A 25,610-nucleotide genomic window follows, 5' to 3' on the forward strand; every position below is an offset into this window, starting at 1 on the left:
ATGAAATTTTGAATGACCATTTAATTCATTGTAATGAAAATCAATTTAATCATCCTATTTATGCTATGCGGCAGTATGGCGGCCATGGCTCAAACCCGCCTGAGCGGCAGGGTTGTCTCGCAAGACGGGAACCCGCTGCCTGGTGCTACCATTAAAATTACAGGCCAGCAATCCGGTGTTTCTGCCGATTCAAACGGCCGGTTCTTCTTACCCGTAACGGGCCGGGAGGTAAGCTTAACTATATCTTCTGTCGGTTATAAGTCCAGCCAGATTATATTGAAGCTCCCATATTTTGATGAGCTGCTTGTTAGCTTGATTGAAGAAAACGGCCTGCTGCAGGAAGTAGTTGTGTCGACCGGATTCCAGACTATTGCCCGTGAGCGTGCATCCGGATCATTTGTGCAGGTAGATAATGAATTGCTTAACCGCAGGGTAAGCACCGATATACTAAGCCGGCTGGAGGATATTGTTCCCGGCTTAACAATGAACAGAACAGGGGCCAGCAGGATCAGTATCCGGGGTCAAAGCACATTATATTCAAATGCGGAACCTCTCATAGTGATCGATAATTTCCCTTATGAAGGCGAACTCAGCAATATTAATCCGAATGATGTAGAAAGCATTACCGTATTGAAAGATGCTGCTGCCGCTTCCATTTGGGGTGCCAGGGCTGGTAATGGAGTTATTGTAATCACAACAAAAAAAGGAAGGTACGGTCAGGGCGCTCATATTTCCTGGAATTCCAGTTTAACAACGGGCGATAAACCAAATCTCTTTTATAAACCAAGGATGAGCTCAGCTGATTTTATAGAGGTTGAGCAGATGCTATTCAATAAAGGATATTATGGCGCTGCAGAAACCTCTCAGGAAAAGCTGCCTCTGACACCGGTAGTCGAACTGTTAATTTCCAGAAGGGACGGCCTTATCTCTGCTGCCGAAGCAGATTCCCGGCTTGAAGCGCTAAAGAACGTGGATGTTCGCAACGACTTTAGCCAATACCTATACCGCAACCCTGTTAATCAGCAGCATTTCTTGAATGTTAGTGGAGGATCTGAAAATCAATCCTATTTTCTTTCTGGCGGTTTTGATGATAATCTCCAGGAACTGGTAGAAAACAGCTATAGCAGGGTTTCATTGAATGCATCAAATACCTATCGTTTTCTAGACCAAAAGTTACAGGTTACTACTGCTTTCAATTACATACAAGGCAAACAGAGCCTGAATAACGGAGGTGTGAACGACATAAAGATGGCTTTAACCAGTCCTCTTTACCCTTATGCAAGACTTAAAGACGAACTGGGCAATAATCTGTCGGTAACGAAAGATTATCGTAGTACCTACCTCGAGACTGCGGGCTCGCAGTTTCCCGCGCTTCTGGATTGGACTTACCGTCCCCTGGATGAGATCAGTTTAGCGGATCATCATACCAACAGCACCGACTACCGTCTAAATGGAAGCGTAGCTTACAAGCTTCCGGCGGGATTCTATGCCAATGTGCTTTACCAGTACGGGCGCACAGTCAATAGCATCAGGAAACTGCAGAGTTTAGATACTTACTATACCCGTAACCAGATTAACTCTTTAACAGCCGCAGATCCCGGCGGCAACCTGGTTCGGCCCGTACCGTTGGGAGGAATTTTGGATCTGAGCTCCATGAATGCGGTGAGTCATAATCTCCGCGGGCAGCTCAATTACGACCGAAGCTGGGAGGATCAGCATCGTATAACAGCCCTAGCCGGAGCTGAATTCCAGGAAAGAAGTACATTTTCTAACACCACAAGGCGTTATGGCTATGATGATCTCCATGCAACGTCTCTGCCGGTAGACCAAATTACGTCTTTTAGCACCTTTCACAATCCGTTCAGCACGGCAACCATACTAACCGGAGAGGCAATGGGGGAACTTAATGACCGGTATATTTCCATGTTTTTAAACGGAGCCTACACATTCAGGAGCCGCTATATCATTACAGTAAGTGGCCGCCTTGACCGGTCTAATCTATTTGGAGTAGAAACAAACCAGAAAGGAGTTCCTCTTTGGTCAGCCGGAATCGGTTATACAATCAGTGATGAGCCATTTTACAAACTCTCTTTTTTACCTTTCCTAAAGGCCCGTCTAAGTTATGGACATAGCGGAAATGTTAATAAATCTCTTTCTGCTTATACTACTGCCTGGTACTCTCCGGTAGCTTTCCTCACCAACATTCCCTATGCTTCGGTTGCAAACCCTCCTAATCCTGAGCTGCGCTGGGAACGGATCAGCATTGCCAACGCAGGTATTGATTTTTCTTCCAGCGGGAATACGATTAGCGGCAGTATCGATTTCTTTAATAAAAAAGGCGAAGACCTGATCGGTGAAACGCCTTTTCCATCATCCTCGGGGATTTCCATTTTCAGAGGTAATACGGCCAGTATTTCCGGGCAGGGAATAGACCTGGCTTTAAACAGCAGGAATCTGGACAAAGATTTTAAATGGTTAAGCAATCTGGTTCTCAGCTATGCTACTGATAAGGTAACGGATTATAAGTATACTTCATCTTCGGTTAATTATGCGCAGAGTACCGGTGGACTTCCATTGAGCGGCAACCCGATCTATAGTATTTATAGTTATCCCTGGGCGGGCCTTTCTGCTTCGGGCGATCCTCAGAGCTATCTTGAAGGGGGGATAAGTACAGACTATTCAAGTATCATTTCAACGACGGCTCCTGCTGATCTGGTTTTACATGGTGCCTCCAGACCTCAGGTTTCCGGTGCCTTAAGGAACACGCTGGAGTGGAAAGGTTTTGGTTTATCCGCGAACATCAGCTACCGCCTGGGATACTATTTCAGGAGGCCTTCTGTAAACTATACTACTTTGCTAAGTGGGAATTTCACGCATGGAGATTATGCCGCCAGGTGGCAGCAAGCCGGGGATGAATTGCATTCATCGGTACCATCTGTTCCTGCAGCTCCTAACAGCTACCGGGACCAACTATACCTGTTATCAGAGGCCCTGGTTGAAAAAGGTGACCATATACGGCTTCAGGATATCAATATCAGTTACGATTTCAATAAAGCCCGCATACCTAAACTACCTTTTTCTAACGCCAGATTGTATTTGTATGCCAATAACCTTGGTATGCTGTGGCAGGCAAATAAATCAGGGGTTGATCCGGATTTTATTAACGGCCCGCTTCCAAGGACTATAGCGGCCGGTTTGAAAGTTGATTTTTAAGACAAATTTAAATTACACCTCGATTCTGCCTCTGAGTAAAGGGTAGAGATGAGTTAAAAGCCATTCATTATGAAGATAAAACTCAATAGTTTCACCGGGACATTAATTGTCCTGTTTTGCTGCATGTTACTTTCCTGTGAAAAGGGGTATCTGGATAAGATACCGGATAAATCCTTGCTGGTACCCTCCACTATTGCGGATTTTCAGGCGTTACTGGACGATAATAATAATGTGATGAACCTAAGCCCCTTTATGGGAGAGATCAGCTCGGATAATTACTTCACTACAGACGCCGGCTACCTTGCCTGGAGAACTAATCAGGAACGGGACGCTTTTACCTGGTCAACGGTGCCGAATGCAACCGGATTTGTTACCGACTGGGATAACGCCTACCGGCAGATATTTTATTCGAACATCGTATTAGATGGACTAGAGAATGTCAAGGGACCAGCCACCGAAATCGAGATTAAGAATTTAAGAGGGAGTGCACTATTTTACCGTGCCTATGCTTTATATAACCTGGTCCAGATATTTGCTGCACCTTACGATCCGGCAACGGCCGGAATAAGTCCCGGAATTCCCATTCGGCTGACTGCGGATATTAACCTCCGGCCGGGACGCGGTACCGTAGCAGAGACATATGAACGGATACTTTCTGATGTTAAGGAAGCATCCGGGCTCTTGCCTGAATCAGTCAGCTTTAAGAGCAGGCCGTCGCAGGCAGCTGCTTTGGCCTTGCTGGCAAGGATAAATCTGAACATGGAAAATTATACCGAAGCCCTCAGTTATTCAACTAAATGCCTTCAGACCCATAATACCTTGATAGATTATAATACACTTAACCCGGTCGTGGCAAGGCCTTTTCCGCTTATTCTTCCAAATGGAAACGATGAGGTAATATATTATTCAAGGATGCCGGCATTGTCGTTCTTCTCCTCCGCACTTACTTATATTGATCCGGAACTTTATAAAAGCTATTCACCGGATGATTTGCGAAGAAGCTTGTTTTTCCTGAACAGGGCCGGAGGTAACGTTGGATTCAGAGGCAGTTATTCAGGAAGGCCCGAGCTTTTTTCAGGCCTGGCCACTGATGAAATATTACTGATCAGGGCTGAATGCCTTGCACGGCAGGGCGATATCTCAGGAGCTTTGGCAGACTTGAATTCACTTTTGATAAAAAGATGGAAAACAGGGACTTTTTTTCCGGTAACAGCATCGACAGCAGACGAAGCACTGGCAACAGTTATTACTGAAAGAAGGAAAGAATTGTTAATCAGGGGCCTCAGGTGGGGTGATTTGCGAAGATTGAATAATGAACCACAGTTTGCAAAACAGTTAACTAGAAATATTAATTCAAAGACGTTTACTCTGCCTCCCGGAGATAAGAGGTACGTTCTTCTGATACCCCAGGAAGAAATTGCTGCTACCGGAATAGCACAAAACCCCCGGTAGAAAATCAAAGCAACTCTGCATGTCCGGAGTTGCTTTGATTGTTTAGAAGAACTTATTGAAGTTCGTAAACACCATTGTTGGAAGTGACCTGCATGCCGTTCGTACTCTGGTTAGGGTCCTGGGGAAACCTTGCTTTACAAACCTGGCTTGATGTTTCACAAGCATAGTCTGCTTCTGTTTGCGGTGTGATCAAGATCCAGGATCCATCGCTTAGATGGCCGTATTCCGGGTTCAGATTGTTACTGGCGGCCTCTTGTGTACCAAAGGCAAACACTATTCCTATTATTGCGGCTATTATGCCGGCATTGAACTTTTTCATAATCATTCAAAGTGAAATTTCTGCCTACTCTCAAGGTTTTCGGCTTCTCCTTATGATTTATATCACTATGTAATAGATGATCGCACTATCCATAAAGCAATCATCGCAACTAAGCCACCTTCCCCATAGCCCTCCTTTCTTCTGATGTTTGTATCAATGCAATAAGGGTTAGCACAATAAAGAAGACGTTGAAGAGCAGATGTTCCGTCCAGCTCATATTCTCCAGTATTCCGCCACAGGAGCAGGGAATTCGTCCAAAAAAGTTCAGCAAGACAATGATGATGTAGACGCTAAAACTAAACAGTAGTAGCAGAGAGATATAGAAGCCTATCGTTCTGGTCTTTGCAAAGATCAATAAGGTGGCTGCAACCAATTCAGTCAGGGGCACAGCCCATACCAGGAACTCGGAAAATACAGACGGGAATACTTGCCCGAGCATTTCTGTACGGGATTGATCAAAATCCAGCAACTTACTTGTGGCGGCGTACACCCAAAGTATGACGAGTGCTGCCTGAATCCAGGTTAGGATTGCATTGTTTATTGAACTTAATTTTGCTGTTAACATGATAGGTTGTTTTACAGCATTAAAGTTCGAAGTAGTTCGAAGCTACAGGTGTTACTTTTCTCCCAAAGTGATGTTACATTTCTCCCGCGCGATTGCCTGAAATCTCACATTGCTTGTAAGAAATTTTCTGTATATACAATCAATGTTGGGGAAATTCATTGATTATGGTTTCGACCTGATTACGGTAATGGTCTTCCTGGAGAGGCCCAGATAGGAAGCTGCATCAGTAATTGAGATCCGCCACCAGGGAAAGGTTTTGCAGAATTGCTTGTTGCTTTCCATCGCACTCAGAACAAGGAGTTCGCTGCGCTCGGTATCTTTCCTTTTTGCTGCCGAAAGAATAGAATACGCCAGCGACTGAGCTTCTGGATAAAGGATTTTTAATTCATGCGCCTGCCTGCTATTCAATGTCAGCAGCGTGCAGTCTTCGATTAGTTGTATGTATCTCTCTGAGCGTATCTTGCCAAAAAAGCTTTCGGCATCTACCATTAGTTCATTCTCCTTCCAGAATGCGCTGATCACCAGTTTTCCGGCTTCGTCATAGTAATATTCTTTAGCCAGTCCTGAGGCAAGGTACCAAATCGCGCGGGCTCTGAGTGCGGGGCTGGAGAGGGTATGACCTTTCCGGAAATGTTCCTTAATAACTCTTCGCCGGATATCCGCATCGAAAGAAGAAGATATGGGAGAGAGGGTATTCAAAAAGGCTAACAACCGTTCTATCATCATGGTTACGGAAGTTTGAACTTTTTTGCTTTTTCCCGGTCCACTTCCTCAAATGTGTTTTCAATCATCACAAGCATTGATTGTACCATCTGATCCCGGCGTTCCTTTGTAACCGGATTAAAAGGCCCGTCAGACGTAAACTCTGGTTGTACAAACAGTAAATCAACCCAATGCATCAGCATTCCACCGATAATGCGGAAGTTTAAAGATGAGCCCCTGAAATGTTCGTCGGTTAACTCAAAAGAAGAAGAATCTAATTTCCTTTTTGCCCGAAAGACATTTTTCATTAAAGGAACTTCATCGTTTAATTCTAAGATGATTAACTCCTGCATCTCTATATGCTTGTCAAAAAACCGGTAGTGGAATTCAAAAACTGCTTTTACCGTACTAAGTAGATTCCCACGATTAGCTTCCTTCAATTCCGATATTCCGTTTTCATACCCGATCCAGTAGTCCTGATTTATAAAATACTCCTCAACAAGCTTTTCCGGAGTTTCGAAATATTCGCCGATCAGATGCTGCCCCAGTCCGGCCTGTCGGGCAATCTCAGTCTCACTAAGACTGCTGTAGCCGCTGTTCCGGATGATCTCCCCGACAGCTTCCAGTAGTAGTGATTTGATCTGCTCAGTTGTTTTATTCAAAAGAGGGTTAGTGGGTGTATTTTCGTTTATTTTTGAAGATTGAAATGATAGTAGTTTTGCTATAGTCTTGAAAGTTGGATGGTTTAACATTCCTGCCCCCTTTCTTTCTCCCTGAATATCATGTCAATGCTGTGGCGGATGGTCCGTTTAAGCTCTTCCCTTTGATGACTCATATTCAGATCAATACCGCAAAATTCTTCAACATCTTTATGCAGCGTCATGTAGTAGATTCCCGCCGACAGCAGTGCACTTAACATTCTGAAGTTTATGCCACTTCCCTTGAAATGGTCGTCCGCTGCATTTAAAAGATCTACCGCCTGCGATTCCCGGACCAGCGCTATCTCTTTCATCAGCTCGCTTTTTCCGGCAATCTCCCAGAGGATGAGCTGCTGCATTTCGTCTTCCTGGTAAAAAAAATCAAACTGGTTTTCCAGGATGCCGGTCACAATCTCTTGCAGATCACCCTTTTCTTCAGCCGCGTGGTTTCTGATTTTTTCAGAAAATACAAGCCAGTAATCTTTCTCGCGGACGTAAGTTTCGATCAGGTTTTCTGGTGTCGTGAAGTAACGATAGATCAGGATCTTGTCCACGTCGGCTTTCAAGGCAATGTTATTCACGCCCAGGCCCGTGTATCCCTCTGTCCGGATAATTTCGCCAACAGCATTGATCAGTATGCGTTTAGTGGCCTCTTTGTTTTTGGGCCGTTTACCATAGCGGCGTATTTTTTCGGGAAATTCCATTAGATGACAGGGTTGAAATGGGTTAATTTGGAGATATTAAGTTTCTGGTCTACATACTCAAAGGCTTCCAGCACCTTGTCGAGCTGCCCAAAAGTATGGGTAGCCATCACGCTCATCCGGATGCGGGCGTTCTTTTTGGATACCGCCGGGTAGATGATCGGGTTGGTGTAGATGCCTGCTTTTAACAAGAGTTCTCCTGCTTTGGCGGTGGTGGCCGCGTCGCCGATCTTAACCGGGATAATGGCAGATGCGGTAGTGCCGATATCCAAGTTCAGTGAAAGCAAACCGTTTTTCAGATAATTCACGTTTTCCCAGAGTTTATCTTTCCACTGCGGTTCTTCATCCACTAGGTCGATGGCTTTCAGTATTCCAGCTGCGGCAGGGCTGGCGGTTGAAGAGAACAAATGCTGGCGACTCTGGTATTTTAAAAAGTCGATCAGGTTCGGATCGGCAACCACATAGCCGCCAATGTTAGCGAAGGCTTTGCTGAAAGTCCCGGTAATAATGTCGACCTCCTGCATTACTCCATATTTTTCCATCGCTCCGCGGCCCGTGTCGCCGATCACACCCACGCCATGCGCGTCATCCACGGCCAGGTAAGCCCCATATTGTCTGCACAGGTTCAAAATCTCGCGCAGCGGAGCCATATCGCCGTCCTGGGAATATACCCCGTCAACGATCACCATTTTCGTACGGTATTTATCTTTTGATTCTTTCAACGCTCTTTCCAGAACATCCAGACGGTTATGGAGAAAAACTTTAAGATTGGTTAACTGGCAGCCTTCATATACACTGGCGTGCACGGCCATATCTACAATAGCGATATCTTCCTTCTGCAAAAGGCTCATTAGCGTGGCGCTGTTGGCAGTGTAACCAGTAGTGTATATTATAGCTGCCTCACGTTTGAAGAATGCGGCGATCTTCTTCTCCAGCATTTCATGGTAGCTGAACTGTCCGCCGATGGCAGGGGAGGCTCCAGCGCCCGAGCCGAATTGCATGATACCTTCGATAACCGCCATCTTGACCTTAGGATGCTGGGTAAAACCCAGGTAATCGTTCGATACCAGGCTGACGTAGCGTGCCGGGTTTGCCGGATCGCGGGTGATCAAATCTACTTCCGGTCCGCAACCGCTGGTCGATACCATCCGGTAGTTCAGGCCGCCAGACGCTTGCAGATGATCCAGGTAATCTTTGAAAACGTCTGCCCGCTGCCAGGCATCCAGGCCCGGTACGTTTTCGAAGTCTTTGAAACTGGCGTTGTGGTAATTGATTTTTTCCATGATAAGGTTAGGTTGGTTAGAACTTTAAGTTTGTTTCTCCGCACTATTCCGCTTGCTTCACGTCTTTAAATACCAGCTCGATCACCTTGGTGATTGATTTAATAATCTCCTCTCTTCCTTCGTCCGTTTTGAGATTTAAACCGCAAAAGGTGCTGGTGTTGGTTTTGGAGTGTAATACCAGGTAATAGATCCCGGCCACCATCAGTGCGCTGATACCTCTGAAGTTGATATCTGAATCCTTGAAATGCTTGTCCGTTAATTTCAAAAAATCACTTCCCATTACTTCCCTGGCTTTTGATACACCATCCATCAGGGTGGTACGTTCTGTAATTTCCCAAAGGATAAAGCGTTGCATTTCCCCGGCATCCTGGAAAAAACGGTATTGATTCTGAAGGATAGATTTGACAAGGTTTTGCAGATTCTCACCGCTATCGTCTTCCGATACTTCCCGCAATTGTTGCGAAAACGTAGTCCAGAAGTCCTTTTCAAGGATATATTGTTCGATCAGTTTTTCGGCTGTATCGAAATACCGGTAAATCAGTTGTTTGTCTACACCAGCTTTTCTGGCAATTTTATTTACCCCCAAACCACTATAACCTTCCGCTTCTATAATCGCTCCTACGGCCTGAATCAGACTGCGTTTGGTTAATTCCTTGTTCCTCTGGTGCGGAGGCTTTTCGACTTGTTTTTTCTTAAGTTTTTTCGCCATACTGGTTTAAAATAGACGTTTGATGAAACTGATCATTCAGATTGAAGGTAAGTCTCCGTTTTTGGAAAACTGGTGACATAGCACTATACTCTACTACTTTTTAAAAATTTAAATATAAAGTTAACACTTAACTGCAACGAAACAAAAGTTTCTGCGTATATGTGTATTATTATTAAATACTTTCTATTTGAAAATGCTTTTAGGTGGTGACTCGCGAAATGCTTCATGGTAGTGGTAAGGCACTGCCGGGTTATTTACGTGTTAAGAAACCGGAAACAGCCCATTGCCCTGTTTTTCTATCTTTTTAATATCGTATGTCACCACTTTTTCTATGTTTGAACATCAGTTTTCATGATTTTCTCTGCCTCATGAAAGCGCTACCTTTTTATACATCTGCTTAAAAAAAATTGGAGGCAGGTTCTGTACTATTAAAGGATTGCTATGAATGGAATCTCAGTTCTCGTCCGGATATTTTTGCGGATTGAAAAAAAGCTTAGTCAAATATTTGATGTACTTCAATTAATTGCTTCCTTCCAGTGCGACCGGGAAACCATCGGTCCGGCAATCTGGCTGGACAACCAGGATGTTATGTTGATTTTGAAGATCTCAGAAAGAACATTGCGTCGTCATCGCCTGGAAGGCAGAATTCCTTTCTCACAGATAAAGGGAAAGTTTTACTACAAGCAAACTGATATCGATGTCATGCTTGGAGTTAAAGAGAAACGTATCGAATGACTCGAATTTTAGGATTTGAAAATTTGAAGATGAACAATTCTCACGACGCTACTCCTTACCCTATCTGGTAAAAACATAAATATTCAGCACAAAAAAGGCCTTTTGTTTGGGTCTCGGTAGGCTTTTGTTCGGCTCCACCCGCCTCCAGACCACCGCCAGCCTGATAGTAGCCGAACAAGGCCCTACCAGGAACCCCACAATGTGGGTGTTAGCTTTCAGGCGTCAGTAATCGGCCCTCAGCTTTCATCCTAACAGCCTGTACATGCTAATTGTGTTGTATAAGCTTTATAGCTGAGACCAGATATCTGCTAGCTTAATGTACTACTTCATACCTTCTACCTCCCACTTCTTTCCAACTTCCTGTAGCTAAACACCTCATACTTCGAAACGCAGCCACGGACAAATGCGGCCAAATTCTGGACAACCGCGGCCAAAGCCGGCCACCAGCCTTGTGGATACATCTTATTGAATATTAGTCACATACTTTTGATTCAAGGAAGCGCTTCCGACAGTGAAATCATGTTTAACAATTAGAATTTTAGAAATATGGGAACATATCGAAAAGGAATATTAGGCTCATTTTCCGGCAAGGTTGGAACGGTCGTGGGCAGCAGCTGGAACGGCATCGACTACATGCGTAGTTTACCCCGTCCCTCCAGCAAGGCACCCACCGATCTGCAATTGATTCAGCGAGTCAAATTGACTCTGGCCACAGGATTTCTGCAGCCAATCAGTGCGTTGGTGAATGTGGGCTACAAGAGCCTGGCGGTCAAAAAAACCGGCTTTAATGTCGCTACCGCCCAGCTAATCACTGAAGCTATTATCGGTGTCTATCCGGATCTGCTGATCGATTACTCGAAAGTCCTGATCAGCAAGGGTAACTTAACCAGCCCCTGGAATCCGGTGGCTAGTTCTCTCAACGGCGCCTTGACAGTTAATTGGGAGGATAATTCCAGCTCAGGGACCGCTAAGCCGTCAGATAAGGCGGTGCTGCTGGTTTATAATCCGGTACAGTCACAATATGTATTCGCCCTGGACGGCGATGCCCGCAGTTTAGGCAGTGATACCCTGCAGTTGCCTTCAAACTTTGTGGATGATATGGTACATGTGTGGATGGCCTTTTACGCGGCCGATAAAAAGACGATCTCGACCAGTCTTTATGTGGGCGAGGTTGTAGTAGCCTAATTCGATGGAAGCCGGGAAAATCCCGGCTTCTTATTTAAACCTTAAAACTCAAAAAATGGCAATAATTAAAAAAGGCATTTTCACCGAATTTAGCGGAAAAGTTGGAAACATCGTGGGGTACAAAACCAAATCAGGCTACTGTATCCGAAGGCTGCCGGCGAAATCCTCAAAACCGCCAACCATCAAACAACTGGCTCAACGAATGAAGTTCAAACTTTCGCAGTCGTTCTTAAGCGGCTTACGCGAGCTATATAAAACGTTGCCGCTTACCGGGGAGAAAAAGACCTTCGCGTACTTAGCCGCGATAGGTCAGGTGGCCAAAGAAGCGATTGGCGTGAATTATCCGGATCAGGCTATTAATTATGAACTTGTGAAGCTCACCTCTGGCTCTCTGTACAAGGGCTGCGATCATAAAGTGACAGCAGACAACAGTACCCTTCATTTTTCTTGGTGTGATGAAAAACACGACTGCATTTACCAGGACCTGGCCGTGTTGCTAGCCTACGATCCACCTGCAAATAAATGGATCTACCAGATTGTAACCGTAGGTGCCGGATGCCGCAGTGCCGCACTGACCCTGGCACCGGATTTTACCGGCCGGCAGATCGAAACCTGGATCTACTTCTTTTCATACAACGGCCAGGCCGTTTCAGAGGGAGTTTATACCGGAAGGCACTTTGTTTAATGTGCAAGTAAATGTGCAAATGTGCAGATCTGGAACTGAATATAGCATTATCACATGGCCATATTATCACATTAGCAACTATCACATTCCCATATTATCATATTGCCATATTACTTAATCGACAAATTAACCAATTGACAAATTAATTCAAACATCATGGCAACAATCAATCACGGTATCCTGGGTGGTTTCAGCGGTAGAGTTGGAAACATTGTGGGTTACCGCTATAAAAATCGCTTTTGTGTCCGGCAGCGGCCGGCAAAGTCACTTAAGCCGCCGACTGTTAAGCAATTGTCGCAAAGAACCAGGTTTAGTCTGACTACTTCTTTTCTCTCGCAGCTGCGTCCTGCCTTAAAGCCGTTGCCGGAAAAGGGCAAAAGGCAGATTTCCGCTTTCAACAACTGCTTCAGCAAAGTAATTAAAGGAGCGATTGCCGGGTCTTATCCCGATTTTGGAATCCATTATGCTGCTGTAAGGCTTACATCCGGAAACCTTTACCCGGGCTGTAACAGTTTCGTCAGCGAAGCGGGTTTGACATTGATCTTTAACTGGTGCCCCGGAACGCACAATTGCCTGTTCGACGGCAGGGTCGTGATGCTGGCCTATAATCCCGCAAAGGAACAGTGGATCTACCATACTGCCGATGCCGGTGGTGCCGACCGGCTGGCCATGCTGGAGTTGCCCTGCAGCTTCCGCGGTGACCAGGTAGAAACCTATCTGTATTTTATTTCAGCTAACGGTAAAGACGTTTCCAACAGTGTTTACCTCGGCCCGGTTCAGATATCGGGTAATTTTCTGTGCGGGGGAGAAGTGAGATTAAATTAGGTATCAGGTCTTAGCTTTCAGCTTGCAGCTATCAGGAATAAACACTAGTCTCAAATCTCATATCTCATATCTCAAATCTCATATCTAAATACTAAGTACTAACTACTTAAAAATGGACCTTATTCAAAAATTCTACTTCCCCTGGCATTTTCCTTTCAGAAAGGAACTGGCCGGCATTATCATCATTATCCTGATCTTTCTCATCTTCCCACGACTCGTGCGTCAGGTGGATTACACTTCAGCACCCATTGATCCGGGAGCCTTCAGCGCGGTGATCCTGGCGGTGTTGGCGATGCTCATCTTCAAGGCGGTTACCTGGTGGCTCCTGAAGACCATCTGGCCGGTGTTTACTGACTACTCAACACATCATTTTGAGCGAAACTTCAAGTCGCTGCTTTCATTGCACAAGGTGATTATTTACCTGGTGTTTTATTTGGCGCTGCTGTACGCGTTTGTCTTCGTTTTGATCGCCATTATTTAAGATCGTGATGATGCGTAAAAATCACCTGCGGAGTGCTGCGGTCTGCCCCATAGGGGCACAACGTCGGTAGCAACGTAATTTTTAATAGGGCCGGCGTGCCGTCAGGTACGTAACAATTAAATGCGGTGTATCGTACCTAACGGCACGAAAAGCGATATGATTGTTATTTGCTACCGACGTTTAACCCCTAACGGGGTTAGATTACGCCCCTCGAACAGGATATTCTATTTCCAGCACAGTAACACAGTTGATCCCGATCCCGTAACTACCTTTTTGCAAATGAAAACCATCATTATAGTATTCATTACTTATGCTCTGATCGGCGGATTCGGAGATGAAACAAATACAAGCCGGTCGCTGCCAGCATCGGAAAACTTCAAAAGAAACCAGGTGCAGCAGATCTATACCGCTGAACTCGGTGTAAGAGAAAAAACTGGTAAAAACGACGGCCAAAGGATCGAAGAATACCTTCGTTATGTCGGCCTGAAAAAAGGGTATCCCTGGTGTGCAGCATTTGTGTGCTGGGTGTTTGATCAGGCCGGGGAGGCTAATCCGCGGACGGGCTGGTCGCCGGGATTATTTCCGAAGTCGAAAGTGATTTGGGAGAGGAGTAGGGTAGTGGCAGGTAGGGAAGTGGCAGGAAAGAGAGTTGCAGTGGCAGGAAGGAGAGTTGCAGGAGGGCAAGTTGCTGGAAGAAGGGTGGCAGGAGCAGTCAACAGCCAGCCTCAAAAGGGCGATGTGTTTGGAATCTGGTTTCCCGATAAAGGCCGTATTGCCCATGTTGGTTTTGTCGATAGTTGGAGCGAAAAATGGATAATCACCGTGGAAGGCAATACCAATGAAGCAGGCAGCAGGGAAGGGGATGGGGTTTGGAGAAAGCGGCGGCTGGTGGCGACGGTTTACCAGGTTTCGGATTTTGTTACACAATGAGAATGTGCCCCTACATACAGCGTCATTGCGATGCCTCCTGATAAAGAGATAATCCTCTGATCCGCAATCCACCGTCATTGCGGGGCGCCCTGATAATGAATCAGGGGGTAATCCTCAGGTTATTTCGTTTTGATCCGAGGTAATAGAGCCGTGGCAATCTTCAACCGATGAGCACATGTTCAAGTGGGATCTTGGCCAATAAGTATTCATTGGAACGGTTATGCACGAAGATAGCTTAATTCAACACTTTAATTTAAGTCAGTCCGCCTCATAGCCGGCGGAAGGCCTAGTGCTTTTTTTCTTGAAAAAAACAGAACCAAAAAATTCAGGGCCGCACAGCCTGGAACTAAAAGTTCTCAAAACAGCTGTCTGCAATTTGAAGCCGTGGGAATGGAAGAAGAAGTGCTAAAGTTTTTGCACCACTTCGCCAAATTGCTTTTGCAGTAGGGGAATTGAAAGTTTCTACATGCTGTTTTCAGAACTTTCTTAACGCTCCATTCTGTGATGCCGATATATAGGCTTGCTTTATTGGGCTCAAAAGTGTTCATAGGAACGGTTATGCAGGAAGAAAAACTAATTCAATGTTTTGATTTAGGTTAGTCGGGCTCATAGCCGCCCGATGGCCTAGTTCTTTTTACTTGAAAAAAAAAGAACCAAAAAATTCAAGGCCGCACAGCCTGGAGCTAAAAGTTCTGCAAACAGCTATCTGCAATTTGAAGCCGTGGGAATGGAAGAAGAAGTTTTAGTGTTTCTGCACCACTTCGCCAAATTGCTTTTTGCAGTAGTGGAATTGAAAGTTTCTACATGCTGTTTTCAGAACTTTCTTAACGCTCCATTCTGTGATGCCGGATGCGGACAGTTAAAGCGAGTGGTTCTTCTCATAGTTAATGGAAGTACTTAGGTATTGCTTTTCGGTTCGAGATTCCTATTAGAAAGACCTAAGTTGATCCCTATACAACATTAACAAACGAGAGAACTAAAACGATGAAACACGGAACCCTAACTGCTATGTAAGGCCTACAGAAAACCTCTCCGTTCCGCTCTCTTCCGCATTGTTTGTTGCGGTTGGCACAGACAAAGCCTAACTGCTGACTTTAAAAGCAACAAACGCAGCGGCGGCTCTTTTTGGTTACTTTTTCCAGCTGCTGGGAAAAAGTAACACCCGCGGTGGCGACGACAGAAAATAAATCACTGAATCAAGTCTTTTTCATTCACTAAAGAACAGAAAGCAGAAGCGTTAGGAGATAAATAGGCAGCATTTCATCGGCTCATATTACCATAACCCTATAACCCCATAACCTTATAACCACCTAACCCCTAACCAAAAACAAACCATCATGAAAACCCAAATATCCCTACTACCCTCATTTTACATCACAACCCAACACACCCCTCATTTCCTCTGGATCCTCCTAATCTTCATCACCGCCTGCTCAATTTTCAAAGAAAAGAGCTTTTTTCAGGCCGACAGCCTGCGGCGGCAGGACATCCGGAGGGAAGTGAAAACCGAATCAGCAATCCAAGCTCAGAGTTTGCGTATGTATAACCTGCAGGATTCAGCTGACAGGCAATTTTACACAGAGATCTTTCCGGAAGGCTTTTTCCGGTACTCTACCGACGAGGGTTTCCTGGGAACTGCGAAAAAGATTATGATAAATGAGCGCCTGAAAGAAGGCCGGCAAGTGCAGAGTTCTGCCCAAGCAACGCATACTGAAAAGAACCAATCCGAAAGCAGGGAAAACGAAAAATTGCTTACCAGGTCACGTTTGAAAGAGAAAGCCGTCAATACCAGCAATAATACCTTATTGTACCTGGCCGGCCTGGCGCTGTTATTTGCAGGGATATATTGCTTCAGAAGCGTTTTTCGGGATAGATAATTTAGTACGCTGCTAAGAATTATGTAATAAGGCTATCTCGCATATAGGGTATCACATAGTAACTACCCAATGCCAACTTCCACGAATTAAGCTGATAGCTGATACCTGACAGCTGATACCTAAACCCTGACAGCTGATACCTATTTTACCCACATTTGTTAATAACTTTTTATTTCTTCAAAGTTTATAAATAATAGCTTTCGATTATAAAATGTACCTCCTGTTATATAACAATTTTCTGACTGTTTATTTAAATTTCAGTAATGAACGTATTTAAAGCAATTAACAAACAACGCGACTACATTGAAGCTATTAGCCGAACCCTTGAATTGTATAATGCGAAACCCGGAACCATTGAATACCTCGAGTTGGAGTTTTTGCTTGCACTTATACAGGATTATGAAAATAAACTAGCTACAAGGGCGAGGTATCAGTTTTTAAATTAACAAGCTGCTGCGGTGTTTCTCCGTACAGAAAATCCATGATTATTCTATTGGTAACAGCTACCTCAAGTCCCGGTGGAAAGAATTCTGGGCTGTCAGCTGACCGTTGGTTAGCACCGGTTAGAACGATTGATGATCATGACATGAGGAGTCAGTAGAAGTATCATTTAATACTCCCGCGAGCAGGAGCTATTTGAAGTGTAAACATGGCGGATCACGGCATCCGGGAGAATAACAATAGAAAACAACTCTTTGCAGTTCAGCTCAACGAATAAAAGATGTTGATAAAACCTGGGTGTTATAGATGGTGTACAACCTGTTTCTTAATCAGTGGCGGTTGTTCTTTGATATATGCAATCTCAGTTTTTAAGTCTTTAGACTCACGAAGTGGATGCGGAATGCCGACCGGGAATAGCATTGTTTTTAGTTTTTTGGTGGCCGGTACTTCTATCACATAGGTAATGAATGTCGCTATCCCTATACATATGATGAATGCAATAAGAGCAGCCGGCCAGAATCCCAGATTTAGTTTGTCGTAAAAAAGAGGAAAAATAAACTTGTATGAGACATACTGGTGGGTTAAGTACAATGCAAATGAGATCCTGCCCAAAAACAGGGTACCCGGGTTAACAATAAATGCTAATTTTTGGTTAACGAACAGCGTGAATACCATGAAATATAATAGTAACATACCTACATACTCGAATGTGTTGATATACTCAAACGAGTGGCCCGCAATATTGAATAATGAAATTTGACTGATCAGGCATAAGATGATGATCAGATAGTTTTGGAGCAGATCAGTTTTACCTAAATGGATCTTATAAAAAATGGTCCCTGCAAAAAACAGGGGAATGTACTGAAGAAGGGGAACCCCGGAAAGTGTGTCTTTAACCAGTTCATGATGAAAGAAAAACTGAACAGATACGGCCGTAGCAACACATAGAAGTATCCCAATCTTATTTACGTGATGGAGTAATTTGAAATGAAACAGGAACCAGATCCCCGCATAAAAAATCATTTCAATGATCATGGTCCAGTACGAACCGTCAAGATTCTGAATATCCAGGTAAAACTGGAACATCGACATATTTCCCAAATAGCCGGCGATGGTTATCCGCTCAGGTGCGTTCACATATAGAGAAGCAATTACAAATAAGATGAAGGTGAAAGTAACCGAAGCCCAATAGGTCGGGTATAACCTGACGAGCCTGTTAAGAAGAAAATCGGTGCTTTTTGTCGTTTTTAGTAAACTCATGAAAATGACAAATCCGCTGATCATAAAGAACAAGTCAACGCCAGTTGTTCCCAGTTTGAAACCCAGCTCTGCCTCAGGTCGTCTGATGGTAAAATGAAATAGCATAACCATCAGTGCTGCAATTCCCCGTAAAGCATCTAATTCCTGGAAACGGGTATTCTTAGAAGGTGAACTCATTCGTATATATATATTCTCTTAGATAGGTTTTAAAGATATTACTTTCCATTAAACTAAGATTGTAAAATCCAGAGTCAATACCTTTTCTATTAATGTAATTCACAAATAACGTTGCGACAATTGCTTTAACGGGCGGGGGGCGAGATTATTTTGACCGCCAGGTGGAGTCGTTCATCTTTAGGCAATTAAAAAGGTTGATAGCCCTTATCAAGTTAACATAATTACTCAATAACAATAAACCCTAACATTTCAAAGAGTGATTGATGATTGGCTTATGAAGCCAGATGAGTTCAGATTGCTTAACAACTCATGTAAACTGGGAGTAAGCATCGAAAACCAGCGAAATAATTGCTTACCTGATCCACTTTAGAAGAGAATGCTGATAGCACGTGATAGATCTCGAGCTGGAGTCTTGCTCGATTTGATCAGGATTATGAGGATTAATTAGCAGCCAGGGCGAGGTGTTAGTTTTTTAATTGAATGTTCAAGGAAGGCGTCTGTATCTGTGCAGGTTGCACAGTTGTAAATCCGTGTTTGATTTGATCGGAACTGTGTATATAAGGATGCCCGCTTATAGACAAAACGCGGGTTTGATTACTACTAATGAATATTGAGTTCGGAATACTTCTTTAGGGTGAAGGATAGAAGATACCACTTTCAGAATAGGTCAAGGAGACCTGGCTATTTTCCACCTTTTATTTCTTTCAGTAAATCTACTTTTTCTCTTTCACTTTGGAGAAGGCGCTCATAAAGCTCAATGATTTTATCAAGAGGATTGATAGTACAGATATAATTATTATTATTAGAGCTACTATCTGAGAAGTTATTTGAAATGATATTAAAAACAGCTTCATCGCTGAAATTCTTAATTGCTTCAGCAGGCACCTTCAGAATATTAGCAACTTTTTCCAATACTTCTTCTTCGACATCATTACTTTGCTCCATCTTAGAAACCGCCTGCTGACTGATACCCAGTTCCACAGCCAGAGCCTCCTGCTTCATGCCACGAAGCTCACGGATGCGGCCAATTTTTCTTCCAATGTGAGTTGCGGTTTCAGACATAGCTTTAAAGTTTGATGCGTCAAATATATATTATAAATATACAAGTTCAGATCCGTTGTTTTATAACAGCGAGGAGCCTAATAATTGCAGTTCTGATGTAAAATCAGGACAACCTGCAATTAACGAAGTGTTCTGTAAACGGTCTTATGAATTGCAATGGTATCCAACCCGTGTTTAGTGCCGATCCTATAGCCATATTTATATAAAATCATAAGAGCTTGCCTGTAATCGTTATTTGATAAGTGTTTATGCTCAAACATGATAACATCAACTTTCAACTCAGCCAGTGGAACCATTTTTATTATTTCATAATCATAACCCTCGGTATCAATGTGGAGCACATTCAACTGCCTGATTGAATATTTATCCAATAAATCCTGAAAGGTCATCGTATTTACTAATTCATCAGTAATCAGGTCATCAAAAAATGGTATTGATCCCCGGTGATTATAGATGATGTTTTTATTAAATGAACCTAACTGATCATACCAGACTGGAAGCCCGGGAATAGTACTCTTTTTTAAACTGTAGAATTTCTGTTGCCCACTGCTATTTGCAATAGCGACATTTTCGAAAGAAAGGTTAGCCCAAAAGTCGGAATAGTTATTTTTCAATTCCTCGAAAATATAAGGGACAGGTTCCACCAAAATTCCCTTCCATTCAAAACGCTTAATATAGTCGTGTAAAGGATCATTGTTTTTACCGTTATTAGATCCTATCTGGAGAAATTGGATGTTCTGATTAGCGTTAGCATATGCGTTCACAATATCATACTCCCAGGGATGCGGGTCCCATCGCATATAATTGTTTAAGAATGCGCATACTAAATCATTTCGAATAAAATTATTCATGAGTTCACAGGCTTGATAAATCACACCGTGGGGAGTAATATTCTTCTTTATAAAAGCTTTCATTTACCCACAGGTATATTTAATGGCCCGAAAAATCCATTTATGTTTAGGATGAAGTAATAGGGATTTACGGTATTGTCGCATGGTCAATCGATATAATTATATTCCTGCTTTAATCATCATCGATTTCCACAGATAAGGCACTCTTCCGCATCCTTTAAAATCAGCTACCCGTAAACCTTCTTCCTCCAATAGCCTGGTTAAAGTTTTCCGTGACCACATTTTGATATGCCCGCCATCCCATTGTGGCGGCATGTGGCTGTCCCATTTACCAGTTATTGAAATGAAAAGATTTTTCAGATATCCGTGATATGGTGTGGAAATGATAAGATCGCCCCCGCCATTTCTTAGGAGCACCGTCTTTGCGAACTGGATAAGCTTTGCCGGGTGATAAAGGTGTTCAATAACTTCTGTGGAGATGATCGTATTGAATTTTATTTCCCTTAATTCAGGTGGAAGCTCATCACTTTCCAGGTTTTGGACAGCGAAGCGATCCGGATAAAATTTCCGGGCAATTTCGATACCTTTTTGAGAGGCATCTGTACCATAGGCATTGTACCCATCTTCTATTAATAAGCGTGTCAGGGAGCCGTTCCCACATCCTAGGTCCAGTATCACTTGTTTCTTATTAGCACCGAGGAGCTTCAACAAGGGTTTTGAAAGATAGGTATGGGAATGAGACCCAGCAGCATTCTCGAATCCAAAATCAATGTACTCAGACATACGCTCCAATCGTTTGATACATTGATAAATATTTGGCTAATAGGTGTTGGTCATTGAAATCTATTGCAATCTGTTGAGGGGCAGTCTTACGAATAGCATTTCTTTTCTCCACGTCATTAAATGCGTCGGTAAGTTCTGTGGTTAAGCGTTCCGCAGTGCTTTCATATTCCCAGCCAAAACGATTTGAACTTACATAATCAGATAAACCAACTTTTTTACTGATCAACACAGGCGTTCCAACAGACAGGCTTTCAATTACTACGTTGGCAAAGCTCTCATCATGTGATGGCAGCACCATTAGGTCATGCTCATTCAGAATTTCGAACTTTTGCTCACCGCCCTGCTGACCGATCCAGTTTATCCTTTCGGTAAGGTTCAGCTTTGCAGCCATGGATTTAAGAAACAAAATATAGTCAGCATCACCGGTTCCTGCAATTGTGAGGTTATATGAAAACCTGATCTGTGTTAAAGCGTTAAACAATATGTCCAGTCCTTTTTTTTCTTCAACCCGGGAAAGAAAAATCAACTCGAAGGGCTCATGATCTACCCTTATTTTTAGAGGTTGGTTCGAAAAGTCAAAGCCCATTTTTACGAAATTGGGGATCACTGTGATCGATCTTGGATTAAGTAACTTGAATAAGTCGAGCTTTTCTTTTTCAGTGGTCACATGGAAATGGCAGCGATTAAGCAGCCGCTTGCCAACGATTTGATGAAATATGTTTTTAAGCAAAATGGTTCTATTACCGAATGAATAGTTACTCAGCGTGCCGCGTGGAGATAAAATAACTGTCCTCGAAAGTAGCAATGCTATAAAACAGGCCCCGACAGACACAAAATTCCACCAGGCATGAATGTGAATAATGGCAGGTGCATTTGAAGATTTAGAGATTTGAAGATTTGAAGATGCTTTTATTTCGGGGCGCTGGCGCTTAAGTTTTTTCCAGAGAGATATTAACAGAGCAGGAGAGAAGTGACTGTTTCCTGTTGTAATTCGCCGGAAGTAAGTAACCGGCACACCTTCTACAACAGTCTTTTTGCCGGCTTGAACATTTAGTTCAGTTTCACCGTTTGCCGTTGTCGTGTACACCTCCACATCTTTCCCTGCTTTAACCAGTTCCTCACTTAACTTCGAAACCGACATGGTTGGCCCGCCATAGATATACGCTGGCTTGTATGACGCATTAATCTGGAGGATATTCAAGTTATTTCTTTAATGATCTTAAAGTACTTCAATGCCCAGAATATAACCAGCATTGAAAAAAAACTCCACATAACCGAGTTCGCAATAAATTCAAAAGCGTTGCCCCGCCACATGATCTGAAAAAGTCCTGAAAACACCATCGCGGTTCCAATGATATATCCTCCGAATAATTTTTCTGCCCTAATGGATATTAACTGCATAAATGAACCATATAGAAAAAGGGTGATGACGATCCCTATGTTTCCGCCCGAGAGATAAGCATCTACAATTAGTGGTGGTTTTGCCGAGACTATTGAACCCCGATAGACTACTCCAGCGTCATAGACCCTCTCCATGATCATATTCTCAGTGACCGGCTTGCCAGGCCAGAAAACTCTTGGAATGATCGCCATCACAGCCTGTTGCGCTATTTGAATGCCGTAATAGTCAACTCTACCAGGCGTGCTGTTAGTATAAATCGTGAACATCCCGATCTCACTCAGACGGTTGGTAAAGAAACCCCAGTTCGAATTATCGGCTTCTTCATCCGACTGATTGAGAACAGCATCTATCGCAAGCTCGGACGCGTCTTCAACGGTTTCTTCGCCAGACCAGGCATTTTCCCGGAACACCCTCGCATAAGTAGGTAATAAAACAAACATGATGAGAATCATGGGTACAAAACTGATCATCACCAGCTTTTTATAAAATGGATAGAGAAATATGCCTAGTACCAGGAAGCTGATAATTATTGGTTCTTTAAAGCCAGTTAATAGTGCCTGGGAAACGTTCGTAACAAAAAGAATCCCACTAAGTACGGTGTTGATCGGTTTTTTTAGAGGAATGGCAAACGCAAATGCCAGGGTGCCCGCGATGAAACTTAAATTTTGAAACTGAATGTAAAACTGCCTGAGGCCCGGAATAAACAAAAACAGGTTGGATAAGGGTAGCAGGACTACTGCGGATAGTAGTATGAAACTAGCAGTATCCTTAATGTCGAGATAGTATTTAGGCTTTTGCAGGTAATTCATATGTGCCAGGACGCCCGTGACAAAAGCAGCGTGTGCAAGGGAGTAGAAGCGCTGGCATTGAGCCACAGCTTCCAATTGGTATTGATCTACAAAATAGTTTGGCGGAGGGGCAATGAAGTTATTATATCCGAGAACATTCATAAAGTAGAATATGGATGTTGAACACATATAACCCGCGAATATGATGTGTGGCAGAAATAGGGGACGCATCAGCTGCTCACTGAATTTGAGATCGGCGGGAATTGGTTTGATGAGCCCGCGCATGCTGATGTAAAAGATAAAGAATGATCCCGACCAGGCCAGTAGGTAAGAGATCACCGGTATAGCTGCAAATAGGAGGCTTAAGATCCAGGGAATTAACAGAAGCAAATACCGTTCGGGCCTCAGGCTCATATTCTATTTTCGGGGATGCAAAAGAGGTTGCCGCTTTTAATGTCTTCGGGTTTATTGATCATTTCGCAGCCCACCGGATAGATCTGGTAGAGCCGGTAATCTAAATCATTTAAAAATTTGTAACATTCAACTATAGACTGATTATTGCGGCTCCAATAATTTCCGTCGTACTCAAAAATAATTCTTGGTCTGAATTGTTGCAGAGTGTTTTCCAAACCCTTTAATACATTAAATTCAAAGCCTTCTACATCGATTTTGATAAGTGCAAGAGTACTCAATGAGCTAATTTCAGTTAATTGATCAGCAATTTTAATCGGCACCATTTGTGTTTTAACTCCCTGGTTACTTGTTGATAAACTGAATGTTCCCTGGTTCCATGAATTTTCGTCGACCGCAAATTCTACGATATCCTCATAATTGGAAAGGGCAAAGGGCAGAAGCGTCACGTTTTTAGCGCGGTTAAGTTCAATGTTCTTACTGAACTTCTGCTGCAGATACTCAATGGGTTCAAACGCTAAAATTTTACCGCCCTCGCCGACATATCGTGACATTCTTAAACTTTGTAATCCAATGTTGGCACCGATGTCCAGTGCATTATCGCCAGCTCTTAGTGAAATGGAGATGAGTTTTTCTATCTCGGCTTCATAGGTGCCGCTGTTAAGGATAACACTCTCGATATAATTATTAGTCGTGGCGTGAATAGCAATGGGCTCTTCATTGAGCCACGTGATCCCGTTTTTGAAATGGTGGTTGAAGCCATCTGATAATTTTAGGAATCTCGAGATCCTTTCCCTTCCGGGCAATTTCCAGTTCCGGCTAAAAACTAACTTGATCTTATCCTTGCGATCCATTATTTACCTGTTCTTCCAAAGCTTCTGCGATATTAAGAAAATTCCAGCCGGAAATCATTTCTTTTGACTTCGCCCCAAACGCAGCGAGTAGCTGTTTGCTAATTGTCAGCTTATCCAATTTTTGTTTCAGATCTTCCAGGTTTCCGCACTTGAAAATAGACCCATTAATGCCCGGTTTCACGAGATCAGCTTTGCAACCGGCACGGTCAGATGCGAGTATTGCTTTTCCGCAGGCCATTGCTTCGCTAATAGCCAACCCCCATGTTTCCGGGCCCACTGATGGTAGGCAGAACAGATCACAGGCCTGGTAAAGCACCGGCATCTGCGTCTGATTTTGAAAATCCATAAAGTGAATTCGCTCCTTTGTTATGCTGAGCAGCCTGTCCCGATCTTTTTTCGGGAGAGTCGAAGTTGTCATGCTGAGCGGAGTCGAAGCACTTACCCTCTTTAGCTCCTCCTCCATTTCCCCGTTTCCGGCAAACAATAAATGAACATTCGGCTTATTTAATGCTGAGAAAGCTTGCAGTAATATTTGCGGATCCTTCTTTTTTCCGAGTTTCCCGGCAAACAACACCAGTATTTCATCGGGTGCGATGCCTAATTTACTTCGCAGGCTTACAGCTTCAGAACTGCGATCTTCCGCAAAACGGTCATTGTCAATAGCATGCGGCGCAAAAACAAGCTGATTTTCCTTAAGGCCATATCTTTTAAAATATTCCTTGTTGGCTGATCCTACATAGAAAGCGAGGTCAACGTGTCTGTACACCCATCTTAAAAACCACGGTTTAACCAGGGATTTGAGACTTGGAGTACGATCGAGCAAGGTGGAATCCCCGCGAAAATAAACCGGTAACTTATTATAGAAATGTCGGATGATCTTTAAGTGACTGATGTAGGCCCAACCAAAAATCAGCACCGCATCGGGTCGCCATGCCGTGATCTCTTGGATCAGCTCCGGGTTTTTGATTCCCGAAAAATGGTGTGATCCGGGTTCTTTCGCGGTGTTCAGTGCCCATTCATAGTTATAATTTTCCAAAAGAGGCAGATCCCACACGATAGTCTTACCAAAGCCCGGATCGTGTTTTTTAGAGCTTCCTTCTCCCCATGTATAAAACACTTTAATTTCGATCTTCCTTCGTTGATTCAGCAACTGGAAGATTGGGGCATAATATTGAATCGGGTGGGTACTGACGATGGCTAGTTTTTTCAAGAGCAGTTCCT

General features: G+C 43.6%; 25 protein-coding genes. 10 read left to right on the forward strand and 15 right to left on the reverse strand.

Annotation, left to right across the window (positions count from 1 at the left end; genetic code table 11):
* Positions 1–33: 33 nt before the first annotated feature.
* The gene (locus tag AC1MCB_RS20685; protein WP_479966629.1) at positions 34–3,213 is read left to right on the forward strand and encodes a SusC/RagA family TonB-linked outer membrane protein; all 3,180 of its coding nucleotides are present in this window, start codon (positions 34–36) and stop codon (positions 3,211–3,213) included.
* A gap of 69 nt (positions 3,214–3,282) precedes the next feature.
* Positions 3,283–4,665, forward strand: a complete 1,383-nt coding sequence (locus AC1MCB_RS20690) for a RagB/SusD family nutrient uptake outer membrane protein (RefSeq protein WP_479966630.1) — start codon at positions 3,283–3,285, stop codon at positions 4,663–4,665.
* Between the two features lie 52 nt (positions 4,666–4,717).
* Here the strand turns inward: AC1MCB_RS20690 and AC1MCB_RS20695 are convergent, their stop codons facing one another.
* The 7 genes from AC1MCB_RS20695 to AC1MCB_RS20725 all read right to left on the reverse strand — a co-directional run bounded on the left by AC1MCB_RS20695 (position 4,718) and on the right by AC1MCB_RS20725 (position 9,642).
* Positions 4,718–4,984 (reverse strand): DUF6520 family protein, encoded by a 267-nt coding sequence (locus AC1MCB_RS20695; protein WP_479966631.1) that lies wholly within the window; start codon positions 4,982–4,984, stop codon positions 4,718–4,720.
* Between the two features lie 109 nt (positions 4,985–5,093).
* Complete coding sequence (locus AC1MCB_RS20700; protein ID WP_479966632.1) at positions 5,094–5,549, reverse strand: MauE/DoxX family redox-associated membrane protein; 456 nt, start codon at positions 5,547–5,549, stop codon at positions 5,094–5,096.
* A gap of 162 nt (positions 5,550–5,711) precedes the next feature.
* A complete protein-coding gene (locus AC1MCB_RS20705; RefSeq protein ID WP_479966633.1) occupies positions 5,712–6,275 on the reverse strand; it encodes a Crp/Fnr family transcriptional regulator in 564 nt (187 codons plus the stop codon).
* Between the two features lie 2 nt (positions 6,276–6,277).
* Positions 6,278–6,913: a TetR/AcrR family transcriptional regulator gene (locus AC1MCB_RS20710; protein ID WP_479966634.1), complete on the reverse strand. Its 636-nt coding sequence runs from the start codon at positions 6,911–6,913 to the stop codon at positions 6,278–6,280.
* Positions 6,914–6,996: 83 nt separating this feature from the next.
* On the reverse strand, positions 6,997–7,653 hold the full coding sequence (locus tag AC1MCB_RS20715) for a TetR/AcrR family transcriptional regulator (protein WP_479966635.1): 657 nt from the start codon (positions 7,651–7,653) through the stop codon (positions 6,997–6,999).
* The gene (locus AC1MCB_RS20720; RefSeq protein WP_479966636.1) at positions 7,653–8,798 is read right to left on the reverse strand and encodes an aminotransferase class I/II-fold pyridoxal phosphate-dependent enzyme; all 1,146 of its coding nucleotides are present in this window, start codon (positions 8,796–8,798) and stop codon (positions 7,653–7,655) included. The genes AC1MCB_RS20715 and AC1MCB_RS20720 overlap by 1 nt, the downstream gene beginning before the upstream one ends.
* Positions 8,799–8,976: 178 nt before the next feature.
* Positions 8,977–9,642 carry a TetR/AcrR family transcriptional regulator gene (locus AC1MCB_RS20725; RefSeq protein ID WP_479966637.1) on the reverse strand — a complete coding sequence of 222 codons (666 nt, stop codon included), beginning with the start codon at positions 9,640–9,642 and terminating at the stop codon, positions 8,977–8,979.
* A 441-nt stretch (positions 9,643–10,083) separates the two neighbouring features.
* Between AC1MCB_RS20725 and AC1MCB_RS20730 the strand changes: the two genes are divergently transcribed.
* The 8 genes from AC1MCB_RS20730 (at position 10,084) to AC1MCB_RS20765 (ending at position 16,806) form a co-directional block, all read left to right on the forward strand.
* Positions 10,084–10,377, forward strand: a complete 294-nt coding sequence (locus AC1MCB_RS20730) for a helix-turn-helix domain-containing protein (RefSeq protein ID WP_479966638.1) — start codon at positions 10,084–10,086, stop codon at positions 10,375–10,377.
* A 546-nt stretch (positions 10,378–10,923) separates the two neighbouring features.
* Positions 10,924–11,562 carry a DUF6266 family protein gene (locus tag AC1MCB_RS20735; protein WP_479966639.1) on the forward strand — a complete coding sequence of 213 codons (639 nt, stop codon included), beginning with the start codon at positions 10,924–10,926 and terminating at the stop codon, positions 11,560–11,562.
* 55 nt (positions 11,563–11,617) lie between these two features.
* Positions 11,618–12,247, forward strand: a complete 630-nt coding sequence (locus AC1MCB_RS20740; RefSeq protein WP_479966640.1) for a DUF6266 family protein — start codon at positions 11,618–11,620, stop codon at positions 12,245–12,247.
* Positions 12,248–12,403: 156 nt separating this feature from the next.
* Positions 12,404–13,072 carry a DUF6266 family protein gene (locus AC1MCB_RS20745; RefSeq protein WP_479966641.1) on the forward strand — a complete coding sequence of 223 codons (669 nt, stop codon included), beginning with the start codon at positions 12,404–12,406 and terminating at the stop codon, positions 13,070–13,072.
* Between the two features lie 112 nt (positions 13,073–13,184).
* Entirely contained in the window at positions 13,185–13,553 is a 369-nt protein-coding gene (locus AC1MCB_RS20750; RefSeq protein ID WP_479966642.1) for a hypothetical protein, read from the forward strand.
* A 279-nt stretch (positions 13,554–13,832) separates the two neighbouring features.
* Positions 13,833–14,483: a CHAP domain-containing protein gene (locus tag AC1MCB_RS20755; protein ID WP_479966643.1), complete on the forward strand. Its 651-nt coding sequence runs from the start codon at positions 13,833–13,835 to the stop codon at positions 14,481–14,483.
* A gap of 1,337 nt (positions 14,484–15,820) precedes the next feature.
* Positions 15,821–16,360 carry a hypothetical protein gene (locus tag AC1MCB_RS20760; RefSeq protein WP_479966644.1) on the forward strand — a complete coding sequence of 180 codons (540 nt, stop codon included), beginning with the start codon at positions 15,821–15,823 and terminating at the stop codon, positions 16,358–16,360.
* Between the two features lie 263 nt (positions 16,361–16,623).
* Positions 16,624–16,806, forward strand: a complete 183-nt coding sequence (locus AC1MCB_RS20765; RefSeq protein ID WP_479966645.1) for a hypothetical protein — start codon at positions 16,624–16,626, stop codon at positions 16,804–16,806.
* A gap of 295 nt (positions 16,807–17,101) precedes the next feature.
* On the opposite strand, the gene AC1MCB_RS20770 is transcribed toward AC1MCB_RS20765, so the two are convergent.
* The 8 genes from AC1MCB_RS20770 to AC1MCB_RS20805 form a co-directional block, all read right to left on the reverse strand.
* Positions 17,102–18,238: an acyltransferase family protein gene (locus AC1MCB_RS20770; protein ID WP_479966646.1), complete on the reverse strand. Its 1,137-nt coding sequence runs from the start codon at positions 18,236–18,238 to the stop codon at positions 17,102–17,104.
* Positions 18,239–18,919: 681 nt separating this feature from the next.
* The gene (locus AC1MCB_RS20775; protein ID WP_479966647.1) at positions 18,920–19,300 is read right to left on the reverse strand and encodes a helix-turn-helix domain-containing protein; all 381 of its coding nucleotides are present in this window, start codon (positions 19,298–19,300) and stop codon (positions 18,920–18,922) included.
* Between the two features lie 119 nt (positions 19,301–19,419).
* The gene (locus tag AC1MCB_RS20780) at positions 19,420–20,214 is read right to left on the reverse strand and encodes an FkbM family methyltransferase (protein WP_479966648.1); all 795 of its coding nucleotides are present in this window, start codon (positions 20,212–20,214) and stop codon (positions 19,420–19,422) included.
* A 96-nt stretch (positions 20,215–20,310) separates the two neighbouring features.
* Complete coding sequence (locus AC1MCB_RS20785; protein WP_479966649.1) at positions 20,311–20,934, reverse strand: class I SAM-dependent methyltransferase; 624 nt, start codon at positions 20,932–20,934, stop codon at positions 20,311–20,313.
* The gene (locus AC1MCB_RS20790) at positions 20,927–22,135 is read right to left on the reverse strand and encodes an XrtY-associated glycosyltransferase XYAG1 (RefSeq protein ID WP_479966650.1); all 1,209 of its coding nucleotides are present in this window, start codon (positions 22,133–22,135) and stop codon (positions 20,927–20,929) included. The genes AC1MCB_RS20785 and AC1MCB_RS20790 overlap by 8 nt, the downstream gene beginning before the upstream one ends.
* Positions 22,132–23,538: an exosortase Y-associated Wzy-like protein gene (locus AC1MCB_RS20795; protein ID WP_479966651.1), complete on the reverse strand. Its 1,407-nt coding sequence runs from the start codon at positions 23,536–23,538 to the stop codon at positions 22,132–22,134. Before AC1MCB_RS20795 ends, AC1MCB_RS20790 begins: the two co-directional genes overlap by 4 nt.
* On the reverse strand, positions 23,535–24,389 hold the full coding sequence (locus AC1MCB_RS20800) for an FkbM family methyltransferase (protein WP_479966652.1): 855 nt from the start codon (positions 24,387–24,389) through the stop codon (positions 23,535–23,537). Before AC1MCB_RS20800 ends, AC1MCB_RS20795 begins: the two co-directional genes overlap by 4 nt.
* Positions 24,373–25,599 (reverse strand): glycosyltransferase family 4 protein, encoded by a 1,227-nt coding sequence (locus AC1MCB_RS20805; protein WP_479966653.1) that lies wholly within the window; start codon positions 25,597–25,599, stop codon positions 24,373–24,375. Before AC1MCB_RS20805 ends, AC1MCB_RS20800 begins: the two co-directional genes overlap by 17 nt.
* Between the last annotated feature and the right edge of the window lie 11 nt (positions 25,600–25,610).

This window comes from Daejeonella sp. AP26, assembly GCF_056680515.1.